We start from the raw sequence: 19477 nt of genomic DNA, 5'->3' as shown, positions 1-19477 counted from the left end.
CCAGTTTTAAATTTGTAATTACAACTTAATAATAGAAACCCAGAAATCAGTAAGGAAAAATTATGAGCGCTCCCGTTATCGCCGAGCAGGTCGACGTCAACAAGAAGATCCCCTGCGAGAAAACGCCTGTCGAACAACTTGCTGTTATGGAGGCCTACACTCTGGCGCATCGCAGCGAAAGCTCGCCGTTAATACGCGAAGTAAAATGCCTGCAAGCCTTGTATCCAAACCTCTTTCGCACTATTCAACCGGAAGACAAAATCATTGGTCGCCTGGACGTACTGCCGATTGGATTTGGTTGTGTCACGTCCGTTGGCGGTGTGGGGCATTACTGTAACTTCAGCAAACTGGCAGAATTTAAATCCTCGCTCCCTGAAGGTCTTCATCACCGAATTGATGCCCTGCTTGATTACTGGCACACCCATGACACGCGATCGATCTACTTCCGCCAAACGCTCAAAGACGACACGCTGGGCAAATTTGTCGATGTTAATTATCCGGCGATTGCCACAGCCCGCCTTAGCGGCATGTACCTTGACTACAATTTGCTGATTGATCTTGGGCTGACAGGCTTAAGAGAGAAAATCCAGCACAAGCTTGATGCGGCCATTGCGCGTGAGGATGAGCAGGCAATCACGCTTCATCAAGCGTTCCTCGGTATGTTGAGCATTGTCGTCACCGTGATTGACCGCCATATTCAGCTCGCGGCAAACGAACTGGAAACCATGCCAGACCTGGCACGCAAACAACATCTTTCCGCTTTAATTGATGCACTCATGCACATTCGCACGCAGAAACCAGAAACCTTCCTGCAAGGGATTCAACTGAGCTGGCTGTATAGCCTGTGTGCCGGTGTGGTGAACTACGGGCGCATGGATGACTATCTGGGTGCGCTATTGGTCCATGATTTAAACGCCGGGTTGCTAACTGAAAGGGAAGCGATTGATTATATTCGTTCCCATTACCGACTCATTGAAGCACGTAAAACCACGGTCAATGGTCGTGTCATTGTTGGTGGTCGCGGGCGTCGCCAACCTGAACATGCCGATGTTTACTGCCGCCTCGCCATTCAGGCTGTGCAGGAAAACCAGGATACAGAACCCCAGTTCACCCTGCGCATTTACCAGGGAATGAACCCAGCCATTTATCAGCAAGCGCTGGACGTGATTGGCACCGGCATCACCTACCCGATTTTGTATAACGACGATGTCAATATTCCGGCAGTCATGCACTCCATGCAGGTTAGCGAGGAAGATGCAGAGCAGTACGTGCCCTTTGGCTGCGGTGAGTTTGTGCTGTCAGGGCGCAGCGTGGGTACGCCAAATACCTGCATGAACGTGCTGAAAATTCTCAATATTGCGTTGACCGGTGGCATCGACTTTTGGGATGGGAAAAACAAAAGTGGCGGTGTAGTGCTGAAAACACCACAGCAAATCAGCCGCTTTGACGATGTGATGAGCAATTATAAAAACCTGCTCAACTACTACATCGCCATCACCGCAAAAGCCCAAGCCTCTTCGTATAGCGTAATGAATCAGCAGGTCGGTTTTCTGCTGACCAGTTTGCTCACCAGTGATTGCATTGAGCGGGAAAAAACATTGCTCAACGGTGGTGCTTATCGTCTTGGCGGCACCAACGAAACTTACGGTAATACCAACGCTTCAGACTCCCTTGCGGCGATTAAAAAAGTCATCTTTGAGCAGCAAAAGTACGATTACGCCACGCTGATTGAAGCGCTAAAAGTGGACTTTGTTGGCCATGAAAAAATGCGCAACGACCTGATTAACGCGCCAAAATTCGGTAACGATGACGGCTACGCTGACGAAATTGCCGTAGAGATGCACGAGTATATTTGCAATGGTGTACGTGATGCCGCGCAGCAGGTTGGGCTCGACAGCTACCTGGTGGTGATTATCAATAATCAGGTTAATACCGAGTGGGGCCGCGCCACCAGCGCGTCAGCAGACGGTCGTCAATGTGGCGTTTACATGAGTAATGCCAACAACCCGCAAAGTGGTGCCGATAAAAATGGCCCAACGGCCATGCTGAACTCATTGGTGAAACTGGACGCTAAGTATCACGCCGGTTCAGTGCAAAACATCAAGTTCAGCAAAACGTTGTTTAATACCCGTCGCCCGCTGGTCAATGCGTTAATGGAAGGCTACTTCGAGCAAGGTGGGCCGCAACTCATGGTAAGCGTGGTGGGCAAAGGCGAACTGGAAGCGGCTTATCAGCATCCGGAAAACTATCCCAACCTGATAGTTCGGGTCGGTGGGTTTAGTGCCCGCTTTGTGAACTTAGACCGTGATGTACAACTGGAGATCCTTAACCGCACGCTGAACGATTAATACCAAATACCAGGGAAATCATCATGAAAACAACAGGCATCGTCTTTGATATTCAGAAGTTTTGCATCAATGACGGCCCCGGCGTGCGAACCACCGTGTTTCTCAAAGGCTGCCAAATGCGCTGCCTTTGGTGCCACAACCCGGAATCGATGAGCCAGCGCAAGCAACTGTCGTTCAATGCAGATAAATGCCTGAACTGCCAGGCGTGCGCCCAGGTCTGTGCTCACCATCGCTTTGTCGATGGGATACACCAAATCGATTTCGCTGCTTGTGATGGCTGTGGAAAGTGCGTTGAGGTATGCCCGGCACAGGCGCTGAAAATCTACGGTGAAGAGGTCACTGCTGAGCAGATTGTTCAGGAAGTGCTGAAAGATAAAATCTATTTTGCTAAAACCGGTGGAGGGATAACCCTCTCCGGTGGCGAAGCGCTGCATCAGTTTACTTTCGCACTGGAACTTGCCCACCTTAGCAAGCAGGCAGGTTTGCATGTATGCCTGGAAACCAATGGCGCATCAAAAAGCGCGCATTATCAGCAAATCGCCCCTTTTGTGGATTGCTTCCTGGTGGATTACAAAGCCACAGGCGACAAACTGCACAAAACCCTGACCGGTTTAAGCCGCCGGTTGGTAGACGAAAATATGGCGCTGTTACATCAGCTCGGTTGTCCTGTGATCCTGCGATGCCCGTTAATCCCAGGCTATAACCTGAGTCTTGAACATTTTCAGGCAATAGGCGAAATGGTAGAGCGTTTTGACAACATCCTGCATGTCGAGATCCTGCCCTATCATAATTTTGGTGCCCGAAAAGCACGTGAAATTGGCGAGATTTATACGGTAGATAGTGAAATGCCAGATGAGGCGACGATTCAACTTTGGATTACGGCGCTGAGTCGCAACGGTAAAATCAAAGTGGTTCATGCCTGATTCGCTAAAAACAAAATGCCGTTCATTGAGGCTTCAATGAACGGCATTAAACTTTATACCCTAAATAATTCGAGTTGCTTGAAGGCGGCAAAGCCGTAAATCCCCAGGAGCTTACTCCAGTAAGTGACTGGGGTGAGCGGGTGCAGCCAACGCATAAGCAACTTGAAGAATGACGGGTATCGCTTACTGAGAGTCGATATCTTTCAAATCATCCTGAATAGACTCGGCATTCGGGTTCTCTGTTGGAGTGAGTTTCCCGCCGTTTGCCTGGAAATCATGACGTTGGAAGTAAGCTTCACGCACCAAAATATACGGGTCTGAAGATTGTTTCAGCAAGCCTTCAGAATCCAACAATTGCGCACGCGTTTCGATACCTTCAAGCGTCCATTTGCCCAGTGACATCCACCAGGTTAGCCAGGAAAGTGGGGCATACAAATCGTCTACCAACTCACCACCATCTTCACGAAGCGTGAAGCTACCGTAGGCAGGTAAATGCACATATGGACCATAGCCCACGCCATAATGCCCAAGTGTAGTACCAAAACGGTTTGGCTCAAGACGTTGTAATTTCTGATTTGCCATCCCTGCGACATCAATGAAACCACCCATACCCAATAAGCTATTCAGGAAGAAACGGGTGAAATGCACCATCCCCTGATACGGGTCGCCCTGGATAAAGTTGTTCACCATAGAAGCAGGTTCTTCGAGGTTACTGGTGAAGTTGCTCAGCCCATTACGTGCCGGTTGCGGTACGTAATCACGCCACACCACAGCAACCGGGCGCACAACATACGGATCCAACACATTGAAGTTGAAATCGTACATAGCGCGGTTGAACCCTTCCAGCGGGTCCGAACGCCCTTGCGGTTGTGTATCGGCCGAACTCGCACAGCCCACTAAAACAGTAGCGGCCAGTACTAACCCGGTCAGGCGGAAATTCATATATCTCTCCCTGTTATTTTTGCTCTACGCTCTCAGGTTTGGTGTTATTCATCCCAGCTTGCGCTGCCTTTGCCTGTTCGATGCTTCTTTGCACCACGGCCCGGCGCTGATCGTTTGCTGGTAGAACTTGCAACATGATTTGCCATGCACCAATCGCTTCGCGGTACTGTTGTTGTTCAAATGCATTAAATGCCAACAGGCTTAATACACGAACATTCGTATGGTCCGTTTTGAGGAGCTCTCTTAACAGATTACCACCCAGTTGGTTATCTTGCGGATCTCCACTGCGGGTCAATACTTCAGCATAGCCCAGCTTTACATTACTGTCGGAGGGCGACAGTTTAAACGCATGTGCAAAGGCTTGAGTAGCAATTGTTGCATTATTCAGAACCATACCTATTCGCCCGAGCATCATCCAGCCCTCAATATTGTCAGGTTCATATTGCAACTGAGTCCGTAAACCAAGGCCAAGATTGGCCATTTCCGGCATATCCAATGGTTTTGCTTGCGGATCTAATGCGCGTTTTAACAATTGAGGAGTCTGATTTGAGACTTTTTGCCAGGCTTGCACTTGCTTGATGTCCGAGGTTTTCAGATATACGCCCACGCTCACCACAATCAACACCACCGCCCCTGGGGCGAAAAACCAGAAGTGTGCCTTTTTGGTAATAACTGGAGACGCTTCACTTTCGGGCTCGTCAGTAAAATGTACGCGCCGTTTGCGGCTACGCATCACAATCACTCCCGCGCCACCAAGAATAAACAGCACCGGGAGCACCCACAAAATAAGGGTGGCAGGGGTCATCGGCGGTTCGTAAGTCACGAAATTACCGTAGCGGTCGACCATATAGTCGATAATTTGCTGTTTGGTTTTCCCCTGCTGTTGCAGCTCATAGACTTTCAGACGCATGTCAGAGGCAATCATCGCATTGGAATCTGCAATGCTGTTGTTCTGGCATTTCGGGCAGCGCAGTTGTTCAGTCAACTGCCGGAATTGCTGCTCCTGCGCTTCGTCTTTGAACTGAAAGGTATCTATTGCCGCCAGAACATTAAACGAGAACAGGAATGCGACGATCAGTAGCCATCCGCGTTTCATGCGCCAGCCTCCTTGTTGTACTTATCCCACAGCGGTTTGATTTCTTGCTGCCAGACGCGATCGTTAAGATCGCCCGCATGGCGGTAGCGAATGATCCCTTTACCGTCGATCAGGAAGGTTTCCGGTGCGCCGTACACACCCAGATCCAAGCCCAACATACCGTTGCCATCAAACAGGCTCAGCGCGTAAGGATTACCTAGCTCATTGAGCCAGTTAATCGCTTTCTGTCGATCATCTTTATAGTTCATGCCGACCACGCGAACGCCCTGCGCTTTCAGCCCGTTAAGATACTGATGCTCGGCCCGGCAGGTTGGGCACCAGGTCGCCCAGACGTTGAGCAACAACGGTTTGCCGTCGTTGAGCACAGCCTGGTCATAAATCTTGCCGGGGTTTTCCAGCGACTCAAGACGAAACACCGGAACCGGCTTCCCAACTAATGCCGATTCAAGATTAGTCGGGTCATCGCCCTGCGCATTACGCGCCAGTTGCCACAGCAGCATCGCCGCCAGCAATAAAAACAGAACTAGCGGGATAAATAAGACTTTGCGATTCATGCGGCCTCCGGCATGTGTTTACGCTGGCGGTAACGCGGGTCAAACAAACAGAACAGCCCACCGATGGTCATCAGGATGCCACCCATCCAAATCCAGCGAACAAAAGGTTTGTAATAGAGGCGCACCGCCCAACTTCCGTCATCTAATTCCTCACCCAGTGCCGCATAGAGGTCGCGCGTCACGCCACCATCTATAGCCGCTTCGGTCATCATCGCGCGGTTACTGTTGTAGAAACGCTTCTCAGCATGCAGCGTGGCTTCGTGTTTACCGTTGCGCGTGACGTCGATAATCCCCACGCCACCACGGTAGTTAGGGCCATTCAGATCGTGAACATCGCGGAACACAAAGTGATACTGGTGGATATCGATGCTATCGCCCGCTTTCATCCGCACGTCACGCTCAATGCTGTAATTCTGGCTAAAGGCGATGCCGACAACCGTCACGGCCAGTCCCAAATGCCCGAACACCATGCCCCAATGGCTGCGCGGCAATTTCCATAAGCCTTTAAGCAAACCGGAGCGATGCGTGGCGCGTTCGTAGACTTCCATAACTGCCAACACAAACACCCACACCGCCATCAGCAAACCGACCACCGTCATCGCTTCGATGCGATCTTGCATTAACCATGGCAACAACAGTGAAAGCGCAACGGTGATCGCCAGCGCAATCGCCAGGCGTTTCACTAATTTTCGCGACTCATCGCGACGCCAGCGCACTAATGGGCCAATCCCCATCAGTAAGGCAAAGGGTGCCATCAATGCGGTAAACATGGTGTTGAAGAACGGTTCACCAATAGAAATACTGCCCAACCCGAGTTGCTTGTGGACCAGCGGAAGTAACGTCCCCAGCAACACCACCAGCATCGCGGCAATCAACAGCACGTTATTACCGAGTAAAAATGATTCCCTGGACCACAAACTATTCCCGACGCGTGAGCGGACTTTGCTTCCTTTCACCGCATAAAGCAGCAGCGAACCGCCAATCACAATCACCAGGAAGGCAAGAATAAACATCCCACGTGCCGGGTCAGACGCAAATGAATGCACCGAAACCAACACGCCCGAGCGCACCAGGAAAGTCCCCAACAAGCACAGCGAGAATGCGGTGATTGCCAGCAACACCGTCCAGGCTTTAAAGCTGCCGCGCTTTTCTGTCACTGAAAGCGAGTGGATCAGCGCCGTTCCCGCAAGCCACGGCATAAACGAGGCGTTTTCTACCGGGTCCCAGAACCACCAGCCGCCCCAACCTAACTCGTAATAAGCCCAGGCCGATCCCAAAACGATACCGATGGTTAAAAATGACCAGGCGGCTAACGTCCACGGACGCGTCCAACGCGCCCAGGCAGAATCGAGTTTCCCGGCCATGAGTGCTGCGATAGAAAAAGCAAAGGCCACGGAAAAACCGACATACCCCATATACAGCAACGGCGGGTGGAAAATCAGCCCGATGTCTTGCAACAGAGGATTCAGATCGCGCCCTTCAATAGGGAAGTCAGGCAGCGTGCGGGTAAAAGGGTTGGAGGTGAAAATGATAAACAGCAGGAAGCCGAAATTAATCATCCCCATGACGGCCAGAACTCGCGCCACCGCATCTTGCGGCATACTACGGCTGAACAACGCCACCGCAAAAGTCCATGCGCTCAACAACAAAACCCACAGTAGCAAGGAGCCTTCGTGAGCCCCCCAGGTCGCCGCAACGCGATACCAGACTGGCAGCTCGGAGTTTGAGTTATTCGCCACATACAGTACGGTAAAATCGTTAACGACAAACGCATTCACCAGCACTAAGAAACTTGCACACAGCGTGATAAATAGCGCCCAGGCCAGCGGACGGGCAGAGGCCATTAATCGCGAGTCATTACGTTTCACGCCCCACAACGGATAGACACTGAGTAACAATGACCAGCCAAGCGCCAGACACAGCAAAAAACTGCCAATTTCAGGCATCATGAGGCGTTATCCTTATAAGCCTGCGGGGCACGTTGGTGATTTTTATCCATCGCTTCTTTAACTTCCGGCGGCGTGTAATTTTCATCATGCTTCGCCAGCACTTCTTTCGCTTCAACTCGGTTTCCCGAAGCGAAGACGCCTTGTGCTACGACACCCTGCCCTTCACGGAAAAGGTCCGGCAAAATGCCGACGTAACTGACATCAACCACACCGCTGGCATCATAAATTTTGAACGTGACTTTCAACGTTTGGTTATCACGTTTCACGCTGCCCGGCTGAACCATACCGCCCACCCGCAAACGTTGCCCTACTTCGGGTACCTGGTGGCTCTCACCTTTGCCATACAGGATTTCGCTCGGCGTATAGAACAGGTCGATATTGCTACGCAGCGCGTACAGTACCAACGTGATGGTCAGCCCCAACCCAACCAGCACCGCAAGTGCCAGGTAGAGCCGATTTTTACGACGAATGTTCATTCAGTTCCCTCTGCTCGTTGTGCTGCCTGAATACGCTTTTCCCGTGCTTGTTGGCGACTGACAGAATTCAAAATGGTGTGGCGCTGCATGCGGGTATGAACCACCAACAGCAGCAATGGAATGAACGTCAGCGCGACGGCAAGCCAGACGTAAAACGCATAGCCGCCCATAGCAAAAAAATCACCCCAGTTTAAAAATGCGCTTGTCATGCGTTTCTCCCTTTATTCACCAACGCCAAAACCCACGGACGGCGCTGTTCCTGAAGCAAAATGAGGTTACGCAAACGCATCAACGTCAAGGTCACAAACAACATCAGGAAACCGAAAATGGTCAGACGCAACGGCGTGCGCATGGATGGGTCGATGCTTTGCTGCATGTTTGTCGAGCCTTGATGCAGGGTGTTCCACCATTCAACCGAGAAGTGGATAATCGGTAAGTTCACCACACCGACCAGCACCAGAATCCCGGCGGCGCGCCCAGCCAGACGACGGTCGTCAAAAGCGTTATAAAGCGCAATCACGCCAATATAGAGAAACAGCAGCACCAGCTCGGATGTCAGGCGTGCATCCCACACCCACCAGGTTCCCCACATTGGTTTGCCCCATGCAGAACCGGTCACCAGCGCGATAAAAGTAAATACCGCGCCCACCGGAGCCATCGCCGCCACTGCGAGGTCTGACATTTTCATCTGCCACACCAGGCCAATAAACGCGGCAACCGCCATCGAGCCATAGATCCCCATCGACCAGATCGCCGCCGGGACATGAAGATACATAATGCGATAGCTCTGGCCTTGTTGATAATCTGCGGGTGCAAATCCAAATCCCCAGATACAACCGGCAACCAATAACACGGCACTGATGAGTGCGCACCACGGCACAAAATAACCGCATAGCTGATAAAGCCGCTCGGGTTTAGCGAGCTGATGTAACCATTTCCACATAATTTTTGCTCACAAAATCACGGACGTTTTTCAGTCCTCGGGTCGGATATGCAAAACGCCACCCGACAATTTTTAATTTTATTGAATACTTACGCGCAGTGCCGCCGCCGTAGCAAACGGGCTTAATGTAGCGCTTGCCGCAAGCATCGCCCCAAGAATTGCCATATAACCGTCAACCGGAAGATGCATGGAAGCGGCATCCATGGCGGCGGTGGCAAAAATTAACAACGGGATAGTCAGCGGCAACACCAGCAGACTCAACAACACGCCGCTGCGCCGCAGCCCCACCGTCAGCCCAACGCCTGGTGCGCCCAAAAAACTGAGTGTCGGCGTTCCCAGCAGCAGCGTCATTGCCATCACTTGCCAGCTGTAAAAATCCAACCCCAACAACAGTGCAGCCAGAGGTGAGAGGATCAGCAATGGTAATCCCGTAACCACCCAGTGAGCGGTCACTTTCGCTAACACCACCATCGGTAAAGGGATGGGTAGCAACATAAGTTGCTCAAGCGAACCGTCCTGAAAATCATCGCGGAACAATCTGTCCATCGCCAGCAGCGACGCCAGTAGTGCCGCCACCCAAATCACGCCCGGCGCAATGCGCGCCAGCAACTGTGGCTCTGGGCCAATTCCTAACGGAAACAGCGTGATAACGATAAGAAAGAACCACAAAGGATTGGCGATCTCTGCACCTTTGCGCAATACCACGCGTAATTCATGCAGGAAAATTCGGCGCATCATGTCCGTTTCTCCTGTAAATGAATTTGACGCACATTGTCGACTGCCAGTGGCTGATGCGTGGTGAGAACAACCATTCCGCCATTTTCGGTATGGTGCCTGAGTTGACGCGTGAGCTTTTCCACACCGGCTACGTCGATGGCAGTGAAAGGCTCATCCAGAATCCAGAGTTTATGTGTGCTTAACCACAAACGGGCCAGCGCCACACGCCGTTGCTGCCCGGCAGAAAGTTGGTTTACCGGAACATCTTCAAACCCCAGCAATCCCACTTCAGTAAGTGCTTGCCAACGTAGAGATTCCGCACCATGAGCATGATAAAAGCTGAGATTTTCAAAGGCCGTCAGCACCGTTTTGATACCCGGTTGATGCCCCAGCCACAGCAGGTTCTGGTGATACTGATAGCGTGCGCGGGATAACCCTTCCCCTTGCCACTTCACTTCGCCTTCCTCTGCCTGTGCAAGACCCGCCAAAATCCGCAACAGCGACGTTTTCCCGGCCCCATTTTTCCCGGCTATCTGCACCATTTCACCAGGACGAACGTTAAACGACAACTCGCTAAATAACACGCGATCATCACGTACGCAGGTCAAGTTAATCGCATCAAGCATTTGGGGGAGTCACTCCTTGTCTCGGGATGCAAAATCATAACACATCATAGGCTTTGCTCCAGATTGGCTACCGCAGTTGCGGTACTCCAAAAGAGGTAATCCGCGCACCCAAGATCAATATTAAGTCGAATTAACGCACGGCTCGGGGCTCGCAGCTAAAAACCGCTACGCTTAAGGGAACAGCAGACATGCGAGTAACCTGAAAAATGGATGAATTAAAAGAAGACAAAATCGATAAATCCACCGACGGAATCGAAGTTGAAAGTGATGAGAAAGACCACGGGGAAAAGATAGAGGTCGACGAGGAACGCCTGCCATCGCGGGCAATGGCTATCCACGAACACATCCGTCAGGACGGCGAAAAAGAGCTGGAACGTGATGCGATGGCGTTGTTATGGTCGGCGATTGCGGCGGGTTTATCGATGGGGGCATCGCTACTGGCAAAAGGGGTATTTCACGTCAATCTGGAAGGTGTGCCCGGCAGCTTTTTGCTGGAAAACCTCGGCTATACCTTCGGGTTTATTATCGTCATCATGGCGCGCCAACAGCTTTTCACCGAGAACACCGTGACAGCCGTTCTGCCCATCATGCATAAACCGACCGGGATAAACTTCCTGTTACTACTGCGTTTATGGGGTGTGGTTCTACTGGGTAACGTTATTGGCACCGGCCTCGCAGCCTATGCGTTTGAATACATGCCCATTTTCGATGAGCAAACCCGTGACGCATTTGTCAAAATTGGCATGGATGTGATGAAAAATACCCCGGGTGAGATGTTCGCCAACGCGATTATCTCTGGCTGGATCATCGCCACCATGGTGTGGATGTTCCCCGCTGCGGGTGCGGCAAAAATCGTGGTGATTATCATCATGACGTGGCTGGTCGCGCTGGGGGATTTAACCCATATCGTGGTCGGCTCCGTTGAAATCCTCTACCTGGTCTTTAACGGTACACTCCACTGGAGCGATTTCTTCTGGCCGTTCGCCCTGCCCACGCTTGCAGGCAACATTTGCGGCGGGACGTTTATCTTTGCGTTAATCAGCCACGCGCAAATCCGTAACGATATGAGCAATAAGAAAAAAGCCGAAGCAAAGGCGAAAACGAAGCAACCAAAGGAAAATGAAGAGGCTAAAAAGCGCTAACTATTTACATTTCATATAGCGACAAACTTAACAGGATCCGATTTTATTTCGGTTATCCCGCAAATGTGCGGTCTTTCAGCCGCAATTTGCCATCAATGAATTCGAAATCGAAAATGGCCTGGTGCTCGCACAATTCAGATAAACCCGGTAGCTGATGATTTGATCCGCTGCCTGCGTAGGCAATCAGACCAGTATCAGAGATTTCCACATTACTGATATCATCACAGGTTCCATTAACAAAATGCTTATCTCCTTTTTCAAGGTAATAATAAATATTTTCATTACCCACATCACCCGCTGAAATATACTTTCGACTTTGCTCTTCCGGTGCTAACGCGTTAACCCGAAACTCTGTCATAGTCATTTTATCAGGATCCAGTTTAATACCACTTAATAGACTCATATCCTCAACAATAGCTTTTGAATATTTATCAAAAAGTTCCACCGTCAGTTCCCCTGGGGGATTAGCTTTTCCTTCAGGCCAGAAATAGAAAACATCCCATACTGCTGGAAATATGATAAATGATTTTATGGTCGCGACATCCTTATCTTTTACCGCTTTCTGAAAGTGCTGAAACTGTATTAGCATCATGCGTTTTTGCTGGTCAGTGAACGGGGGGATGGCCTCAACCTGATTTATTTTTACATGATCTCCCTTTGCGACCCCGGATGCTTTTACCTCTTCACATCGCTGAGCCAAATCGGCAAATTGAGCCCCTTCCGTCATGGAATCCAGACCTTTATAGACACCACAAGGCATCGTCAACTCGGAATCTTTAAGGTACCAGTAAGGTGGTTCAGAGGCGCAGATGTTTATTTCTTTAATTTTCCACTGCCCGGTCGATTTATTCAGCACCGACCAGAGCATTTTATCTAAATCTTCGTTGCAATCCTTCGCTAATGACCAGTCGAGTGTACTCCCTTCGGGCGCAACAAGTTCCCCCATCAAAACCGCCCAGTCATCGCTGACATTAAGGCGTGAGACTTTGATCCGTACAGTTTGCCCCGCTAATTCCACAGCGACCTGGCGAACAGCATCAAGCACCGGCTTTCGTTCAATTCGCGCCCTGGCTTCCGAATCCGTATCAGACAGTTGCACTGACTCTAAAATCAAAGAGGTATGATCATGACCCGTTAGTGCATGGGTAAGTTTGCCGACGACGGTAATATGCTTCCCGACATATTGGTCTAAATTGGGTGCCCCAGGTGATTCATCCGTTTCTAACGTGACTTCAATTTGTTCTTTCTCCGCATCGCCATTATCACTTCTATTGGCACAGACTGGTTCATCGAGAAACAGGATATTCTTAATCTCTCTTCTGTCGGTTTTAGGATCCTCACCAAAACCTGGAGCACCGAAAAACACACTGACTTCTAAATAACCACTGAGTTTGACATTTTTCTCATAATCAAGACACGCTGCGGAAACAGTACTTGTAAAGAGCGTAATTAAAGAAAGAAAAACAAATGCTATTGTCCCTGGCATTATTAATTCCCTATTGTTAAAAGAGTGACGTACATTATCGGATCATACGCACGAGAAAATAATCCACAATTCTTTTATCAAATCGCCAGGAAAGAAAAACACTCATTCACTAAACCAATGAAATATGGAAATTACATTTCCAAATATTAGCAACGAAAAAGAGGTCACGGCCAAAACCAACGTTCTTGAGGCTGAAAGGCGTCAGAAAAATGTAGATGATGGCGATACTTTAAGCAGTCAGACGGCTACGTGCTTAACCTGCCTGTCAAATAACGCTATACTCGTGCCGCTTCGTCCTCTTAGTTAAATGGATATAACAAGCCCCTCCTAAGGGCTAGTTGCAGGTTCGATTCCTGCAGGGGACACCATGACCACTTTTAACTCCTTCCATTAAACCCCACAAAACCCGCACCAAACAAGGCTTAAAGCCACTTTTCAATTCAAGTCAATTACAACAAAAAGCACCTTAAGCCACGATCTAAAGTGCTCTCGCGCTGTTGGAACTTCACGAGGGACACATGGCCTTAACCAATATCGAAATTAAGAACGCTCCGCCCAAAGACAAAGAGTACGTAATGTCTGAAGGTTTGGGCTGATGGTGCTGATCAAACCTAATGGCTCAAAGCTGGGGCGATACAGATACTCACGCGATAGCAGGAACCAAAAGCTCTCTCTTGGATGATAGCCTGGGCTATCTCTTGCGCAAGCTCGGGTATCCAACCATTTCCAGAGAATAGCCCCCATAAACACTACTGACGCTACGTGAGTACAATGATCAGGTTACAGACTTTGGTCCATGGTGCGAGCACTGAATAAAATGACGAAGGCAGGCATACCAGGCAGTGCCTGTATTGCCTGAGAAACGTAGTCCGTTCCAGGGATGCCTGCCCCAAATCCGATTTATTCAACAAATCAGCTCTTATCCTTAAACTTAAAATCCCCACCACTACTGACTAGCAAATTGGCAATTTCAGTTAATTTTTCATCGAATGCAGCTGCATTTTGTAGCCCTGCATTACGAAGTAGTTCTAAATTCTCTCGTGATGCGTTATCCAACGCTGGATCGGCACCATATAATTCGGGCTGAATTCTGTAGTATTTAGAATTTTTTACCGTTGAAGCAATTTGTTGCAAGTAGTACGCAGACATCTGTGGCCCACCCTCGAGAGCAATATCGATGGCAGGTTTTGCCCAGCCAAAAGGTCCCCAATCCTTCACTTCGGAATAGGAATAACCCTGTAATTTTTTGCCGGTACCAAGCGAGACAATAATCATATCTTTGATGCCAGCAACATTACTGAATTTAATGGCTTCAGAGTAGGCACAGAGCGCAGGGTCGTTTGCCACCACACCGCCATCAACTAGGACAAATTTTTCTGATAAAGGAGGTAATGAGTAAATTCGCGCCGTCTCGAAGTACGTAGGGGCTGCAGAAGTGCCACGTAAAACATCCCTGACCAGAAAATCCCGATGACTCGCTACTGCCGAGTGTTGTTTGAAGATAACAGGAAGACGACTGCTTACGTCATAAGCAACAAAGCAGGTCGGTCTTAATAATTCACTAAGTTTTATTTCACCAAATGCCGCTTTTAATACTATTTCCAACTCTTTTGCTGAATATTTTTCATCAGTTGCGCCTCTTAATGAACCGATTTTTTTCCAGACGCTAACATCAAAAATATCATCACCATCATTAAGATAGAAATTAACGGCTTCCTGAGCAGAGAATTTTGGCTTTCTTTTTGCGTCAGGACAAACATAGGCGGAACAAAGAATGGCGCCAGTACTAGTGCCGGCAACCAAATCGAAATAATCAGCGATCCTTGCTTCTGAATCTCTAGATATTATTTGTAACTTTTTCTCCAGCTCGACTAATATCATACCAGGAAGGATGCCTCTGATCCCACCACCATCGATAGAAAGTATTCTCATCGCCATTTTTTCTTCCTCTCAAGAAATGCAGGGTAATACAGATTTAGCGTCTTTGATTCTACCCACGAACAATGGACATAAATTATTTAAATACTGGTCAATCATTAAAAGATAGTCAACATTTTGAGAAATACAGGATAGTTACTCGTAACATTGGCCAACATACAGATTAAAAATGTAATCCAACCGTTACTAATCACTACTGACGCTCCGGCCTATTAATGGTCGTAAACGTAATGGCTCAAAATTCTGGCGATTTCGCTCTCGCCGAGCAAACAAGTTACGACAGTTTTCGTTGGGTACTTAAGGGAATAACGTCGATGTGCTTGCATAAGAAACCATATTAAAACCAAGGGGTTTTAGCAATTCAACAAAGAAGATTCATTCCCAACCACCTCTAAGTACTACCATTTATGAACGTATAATCCATAGCCTTTAAGTACTATCAATAAATGTAACTTTCACCCAAAAGTCATTTTTTTCCTAAAAAGAGAGCACGAGCTTGAAAGCATCTTCATTTACGCTACTCTAATAAATATGGTTAGCATACAAACAATAAATTATATTCATCACTGCCAACTATCATAGCCATAATGCAAATAGGTATTTAATTCATACAATACTTAAGCATAAACGCACTTTAACTTAGACTCATAAAAACACTTCAAAATAATATCATACATCATTTTTATTATTAATTATTTTCACCGATTCCAACTCTAAATAAATAATATATAAGTGAGTAGCACGTAGGTATTATTATGGAATCAAGTTGATCATGAATTATCTGCATTAAGTAATATCCAATAAAAGCTGCGCACGCCCGCACGCACAAGAACCATCACAAAAGTAGGAGATCAACATGTACCTGATTCGTAGCATAGCCGCCTTCATGTCAATTATCGTGATCAGTTTTCCAGTCCATGCAGATTGCCAAACCTGTGCAGAGGAATTCGAACGCGACAACCAATTCTGCAACACTCTGCCAAGCATCTCACAAGAAAGCTGCTTTAAGCGTGCATCTGATCGAATGCAGTCGTGTGCGAACGGCTGCAAATAACTCAATTAAACTCTATTTTTAGTAGGAGAGGAAAATGGCAACTACACATGACCTCTTTGTTGGAATCCTGGCCTCCGCAACGCTTTCTGCAAGCGGGGAAACGGTTCAGTCAGACGTTGTTGAAGATATGCTAAATCGACTGGACAGCGATGGTGACCTAGACAGTCAAATTGAACGCTCTTTGCTGACAAAAAAGAAAAAAGCTGGAGACTTCGGTATGGAAATCGTCGGCTCTTTACTCATTCCAGTGCTCATAGAGGCCTCCAAGGGCCTTTGGGCGGCATATTTGAAAAAGATAAGCGAAAAAGCAGGTGCCCAGCTCGCTGAATTAACCTATGCCCAAGTGGCTAAGCTCGTCAATTGGCTCTGGACTGGGGAGGAACGAAGCCAAGCCGAGATTGATTTCGACAGGCTGCTAAGGGTCGCCGGGAGTCGGCACGGCTTATCTCCCGAGCAAGTAGAGGCACTCGTGATCGCTGTTCGCTCCCCTGAAATGAAAGCAGCCATTGATGCTCAAGTGGAGAAGTGAAAGTCATGGGAAGAATCTCAAACGATAAAGAAGCACTTCTGCTGAACTCCAGTATTGAGATCTGGGCACATCTACTGGTATTCGCGGCTATCTTCACGCCCCTAATTGCCTTAATTCTACCAGCGGTAGTGATCTCGTTTGCTACGTTTGTGGTCATTCAGCTCGCTGGAGACATATTTATCTTTATCAATACCTTATCGCTTACCCAGACGAGCTTTGGTGCGCTAATGTTTTTCAGTGCAATCATTCTCCTGGCACGTTTCACTTGTAGCTATCGAGAGTTCATTTACCTCAATAGGAAAGAGAATTCTGAACTAGCTGGTCGACTCCGTCAGCCCAAGGGTGCTGCGGGCCAAGTGCTTCGCGACACAATCACTAAAATATGGCTCTTAACACCGAACCATGCCAAGCCTGCACCGGAAGTTGACTGGTATAGTGGTTTTCAGGTCGAGGCGCAAGCTAGCTTCAAAGATGGGGTTGACCATATTTACGTTAGCAGCGCACTTTGGGATCGTGTGAATAAACAAGATCTCACTGCAGAGTTGATCCTGGCACATGAGATGGGCCACGTCGTATACAACGATTGGCGCACTTTCAGACGCTTATCTTTTTTACTGCACGGAATTCGTTCGATCCTAAGATTCAGCAAGGTGTTCACTATTTGTGCCACAGTGGTATTACTTTTCTTGATAATTATTAAGATGTTACTTATTGGGGAAGAGATGTGGCCGGTCGCTAGGCTCGAATTTGCGATTATTGCGATCGCTATTCTGTGCTTCCTTCTGTTAACCCTGTTGGATTTGTTCCTTCGGCGCTATGCGAGTTTCATTGTGGCAATGATGGAGGTTCGAGCTGACTTAAGTGCCGCATTGTGGACTACCGGACTAGATAGCTTTACCAAGCAGCTTGAGTCTGATAAAACCCTTCATCACTCGACTGTGGCAGACCTAAGTCGTTCGTTTTTCTCACCAGACATGACGCATCTTTCAGAAAGTGAACGACTTACATTGATCCGGACACCTGACCGTCTTTTTACTCCGAAACTACGCTACTTTGCTTACTCAGTTATACTCGCGCTTCTTCTACCGATTAATCCAATAACCCCCTTACTTCTCAATGGTTCGATTGATCACATAATCATTGTGCTCTTGGTCGCAGTCCTATATGGAATCACTCTTACCATGCTAGTTTTGATGAGTTTCAGTCAAACTGTCAGTTGGAAGCGTAGTGCCATACTTGCCACAGCCGTATGTTGTGCCCTTGGTTCAACCAAGTTCAACATGTATGAATTTGGCTATTTGCTAACTCATTATTCGATAGCTATCGCAAACGACAGAGGTTTTACTATAGATCCAATTTTGTGGTCTGACCTAGGAGGAGACCTTGAGATTGTTGCGCATGGGTTAGCTAAAAAAGTTTTAGATGGCATTCATAGTTGGTGGATTTTAGCTTCCGTATTAATAACTACTATTGCCATAAAACTTGTTCAACCTGCAGTGCGATCGAGTCGACCTCAAGAACAAAAGCAGTTGTTAGCATATGTGGCAGGTTCAATAACCTTTTTGGTCGCAATGCTCGCTGGTCACGATCCATACCGAAGCGAACTGTATGATTATGTTTTTATACTGCATCCTGGTGGATTTCAAAACTTGTGGCTGTCTGCTGAACCAATAAATCTCGCACTACCTGCAGTTATAGGCCTGATTTCTGTTTTCGTCCTAAGGCTAGTGCTGGAACGGTCCTTATAATGCTCAGATAAACGTAAGGGTGGAAAATAGTTGGTGACGATTGAATCCCGTTATCAGCTCACATATGGAGTGCATTCCTCAAAGTATCCCTTCAAACACAATACCACCTGCATCCCCTTTTAAATCAATGTATTAAAATGAAACACAATTCCTGCAGAGGCCACCGAATTTACCTCTCCTGAAGGCTAGTCAGGTAAATAAAACCCTGTTCGATGAAGGCATGCCTCAGGATCTCCTGACAGAATTCAGGCGTGTGTTGCTTACGTGGCTATTATCGATTGATGCTGGTTTTCCATGTGAACCGCCACTTACTTGAGAGTTTACTCATTGAGTCGCCTCTCCACTATTGGTGAAGAAGATCACCTTTCTGGAACCAGAACTAAATCATTCCATTGAACCCGTATAGAAAAAGAATAATCATAGAGATAGGAATGCATTTATACATTGGAAAGGAAAATGCCAAAAAACAGCTCAACACGCCGCTCATCTATTTTTTTCATCGTGTCATGCTGCATGATATTTTTATCAATTCAGAATTCGTTTGCTTTTGACTCATTGCCAAAAGGAAAGGATTACCCTGCTGGTCATATTTATACGGGTAAACCCTCTGAGCATATTGATATTACCGATGAGTTCACGAACTCATTTCGTACTCGTTTCAAGCAAGCCATCCAGGGCGATATCGTTTTTGCCGGAGAATATGCCCAGGCAGAATGGGGATGTGGAGGTTCTGGTTGCCATGTTATCGCATTTATCAACAAGCGAACTGGCCTGGCACTCTCTAGCTCATTTATGGCTTATGACGCCGGTGATAGCGAAACGCCAAAACCTATAGGTGAAGAAATTCTTTATATAAACAAAGGAAGCGATCTTCTTGTCACATATGAAACAAGCGACTCTTCTGATAAGAAATTTTATAACTATTATGTGTTAGATAAGAAAAAAAACGATCTAACGTTAATCAAAAAAGTACAAGATACACCTCATTGAGCTAACGGGGGTGATT

17 protein-coding genes and 1 tRNA gene are annotated in these 19477 nt (G+C 47.9%); 7 read left to right on the top strand and 11 right to left on the bottom strand.

Translation table 11 applies throughout. The features are described from left to right. The first annotated feature begins 62 nt into the window (after positions 1 to 62). Both RHD99_RS06645 and RHD99_RS06640 read left to right on the top strand, forming a co-directional pair. Positions 63 to 2348, top strand: a complete 2286-nt coding sequence (locus RHD99_RS06645) for a pyruvate formate lyase family protein (RefSeq protein WP_309878055.1) — start codon at positions 63 to 65, stop codon at positions 2346 to 2348. 23 nt (positions 2349 to 2371) lie between these two features. Beyond that, positions 2372 to 3271 (top strand): glycyl-radical enzyme activating protein, encoded by a 900-nt coding sequence (locus RHD99_RS06640; protein WP_309878053.1) that lies wholly within the window; start codon positions 2372 to 2374, stop codon positions 3269 to 3271. Between the two features lie 183 nt (positions 3272 to 3454). On the opposite strand, the gene mlaA is transcribed toward RHD99_RS06640, so the two are convergent. From mlaA to ccmA, 9 genes are all read right to left on the bottom strand, one after another. Next, entirely contained in the window at positions 3455 to 4213 is a 759-nt protein-coding gene (gene mlaA, locus RHD99_RS06635) for a phospholipid-binding lipoprotein MlaA (RefSeq protein WP_309878052.1), read from the bottom strand. A gap of 13 nt (positions 4214 to 4226) precedes the next feature. Next, positions 4227 to 5309 (bottom strand): cytochrome c-type biogenesis protein CcmH, encoded by a 1083-nt coding sequence (locus tag RHD99_RS06630; protein ID WP_183270062.1) that lies wholly within the window; start codon positions 5307 to 5309, stop codon positions 4227 to 4229. After that, positions 5306 to 5863 (bottom strand): thiol:disulfide interchange protein DsbE, encoded by a 558-nt coding sequence (dsbE, locus tag RHD99_RS06625; RefSeq protein WP_183270063.1) that lies wholly within the window; start codon positions 5861 to 5863, stop codon positions 5306 to 5308. Before dsbE ends, RHD99_RS06630 begins: the two co-directional genes overlap by 4 nt. Next, on the bottom strand, positions 5860 to 7812 hold the full coding sequence (locus tag RHD99_RS06620) for a heme lyase CcmF/NrfE family subunit (protein WP_309878050.1): 1953 nt from the start codon (positions 7810 to 7812) through the stop codon (positions 5860 to 5862). The genes dsbE and RHD99_RS06620 overlap by 4 nt, the downstream gene beginning before the upstream one ends. Further along, positions 7809 to 8288, bottom strand: coding sequence for a cytochrome c maturation protein CcmE (ccmE, locus tag RHD99_RS06615; protein WP_183270065.1), 480 nt, complete (start codon positions 8286 to 8288; stop codon positions 7809 to 7811). The genes RHD99_RS06620 and ccmE overlap by 4 nt, the downstream gene beginning before the upstream one ends. Next, positions 8285 to 8497 (bottom strand): heme exporter protein CcmD, encoded by a 213-nt coding sequence (ccmD, locus tag RHD99_RS06610; protein ID WP_183270066.1) that lies wholly within the window; start codon positions 8495 to 8497, stop codon positions 8285 to 8287. Before ccmD ends, ccmE begins: the two co-directional genes overlap by 4 nt. After that, positions 8494 to 9231 (bottom strand): heme ABC transporter permease, encoded by a 738-nt coding sequence (locus RHD99_RS06605; RefSeq protein ID WP_309878048.1) that lies wholly within the window; start codon positions 9229 to 9231, stop codon positions 8494 to 8496. Before RHD99_RS06605 ends, ccmD begins: the two co-directional genes overlap by 4 nt. 78 nt (positions 9232 to 9309) lie before the next feature. Beyond that, positions 9310 to 9969 carry a heme exporter protein CcmB gene (gene ccmB / locus RHD99_RS06600; RefSeq protein WP_183270068.1) on the bottom strand — a complete coding sequence of 220 codons (660 nt, stop codon included), beginning with the start codon at positions 9967 to 9969 and terminating at the stop codon, positions 9310 to 9312. Further along, positions 9966 to 10574: a cytochrome c biogenesis heme-transporting ATPase CcmA gene (ccmA, locus tag RHD99_RS06595; RefSeq protein ID WP_309878046.1), complete on the bottom strand. Its 609-nt coding sequence runs from the start codon at positions 10572 to 10574 to the stop codon at positions 9966 to 9968. The genes ccmB and ccmA overlap by 4 nt, the downstream gene beginning before the upstream one ends. A 206-nt stretch (positions 10575 to 10780) precedes the next feature. On the opposite strand from ccmA, the gene RHD99_RS06590 reads away from it, so the two are divergent. Next, positions 10781 to 11716 carry a formate/nitrite transporter family protein gene (locus RHD99_RS06590; RefSeq protein WP_309878044.1) on the top strand — a complete coding sequence of 312 codons (936 nt, stop codon included), beginning with the start codon at positions 10781 to 10783 and terminating at the stop codon, positions 11714 to 11716. A gap of 52 nt (positions 11717 to 11768) precedes the next feature. On the opposite strand, the gene RHD99_RS06585 is transcribed toward RHD99_RS06590, so the two are convergent. Beyond that, positions 11769 to 13202: a DUF4431 domain-containing protein gene (locus tag RHD99_RS06585; protein WP_309878043.1), complete on the bottom strand. Its 1434-nt coding sequence runs from the start codon at positions 13200 to 13202 to the stop codon at positions 11769 to 11771. A 293-nt stretch (positions 13203 to 13495) separates the two neighbouring features. On the opposite strand from RHD99_RS06585, the gene RHD99_RS06580 reads away from it, so the two are divergent. Beyond that, positions 13496 to 13570: transfer RNA gene (locus RHD99_RS06580), tRNA-Arg, on the top strand. Positions 13571 to 14114: 544 nt separating this feature from the next. Here RHD99_RS06580 and RHD99_RS06575 read toward each other — a convergent pair. Further along, a complete protein-coding gene (locus tag RHD99_RS06575) occupies positions 14115 to 15140 on the bottom strand; it encodes a patatin-like phospholipase family protein (RefSeq protein ID WP_309878041.1) in 1026 nt (341 codons plus the stop codon). A 1088-nt stretch (positions 15141 to 16228) separates the two neighbouring features. Here RHD99_RS06575 and RHD99_RS06570 point away from each other — a divergent pair. The 3 genes from RHD99_RS06570 (at position 16229) to RHD99_RS06560 (ending at position 19461) form a co-directional block, all read left to right on the top strand. Further along, on the top strand, positions 16229 to 16723 hold the full coding sequence (locus RHD99_RS06570; protein ID WP_309878040.1) for a hypothetical protein: 495 nt from the start codon (positions 16229 to 16231) through the stop codon (positions 16721 to 16723). A 5-nt stretch (positions 16724 to 16728) separates the two neighbouring features. Further along, entirely contained in the window at positions 16729 to 18471 is a 1743-nt protein-coding gene (locus RHD99_RS06565) for a M48 family metalloprotease (protein ID WP_309878038.1), read from the top strand. A 456-nt stretch (positions 18472 to 18927) separates the two neighbouring features. Beyond that, the gene (locus tag RHD99_RS06560; RefSeq protein ID WP_309878037.1) at positions 18928 to 19461 is read left to right on the top strand and encodes a hypothetical protein; all 534 of its coding nucleotides are present in this window, start codon (positions 18928 to 18930) and stop codon (positions 19459 to 19461) included. Positions 19462 to 19477 lie beyond the last annotated feature (16 nt).

Origin of the sequence: Buttiauxella selenatireducens, from assembly GCF_031432975.1 — a bacterium.
GTDB classification, from domain to species: domain Bacteria; phylum Pseudomonadota; class Gammaproteobacteria; order Enterobacterales; family Enterobacteriaceae; genus Buttiauxella; species Buttiauxella selenatireducens.
Note: the sequence above shows the minus strand (reverse complement) of the source record. Positions and strands in the feature narration are given on the sequence as shown.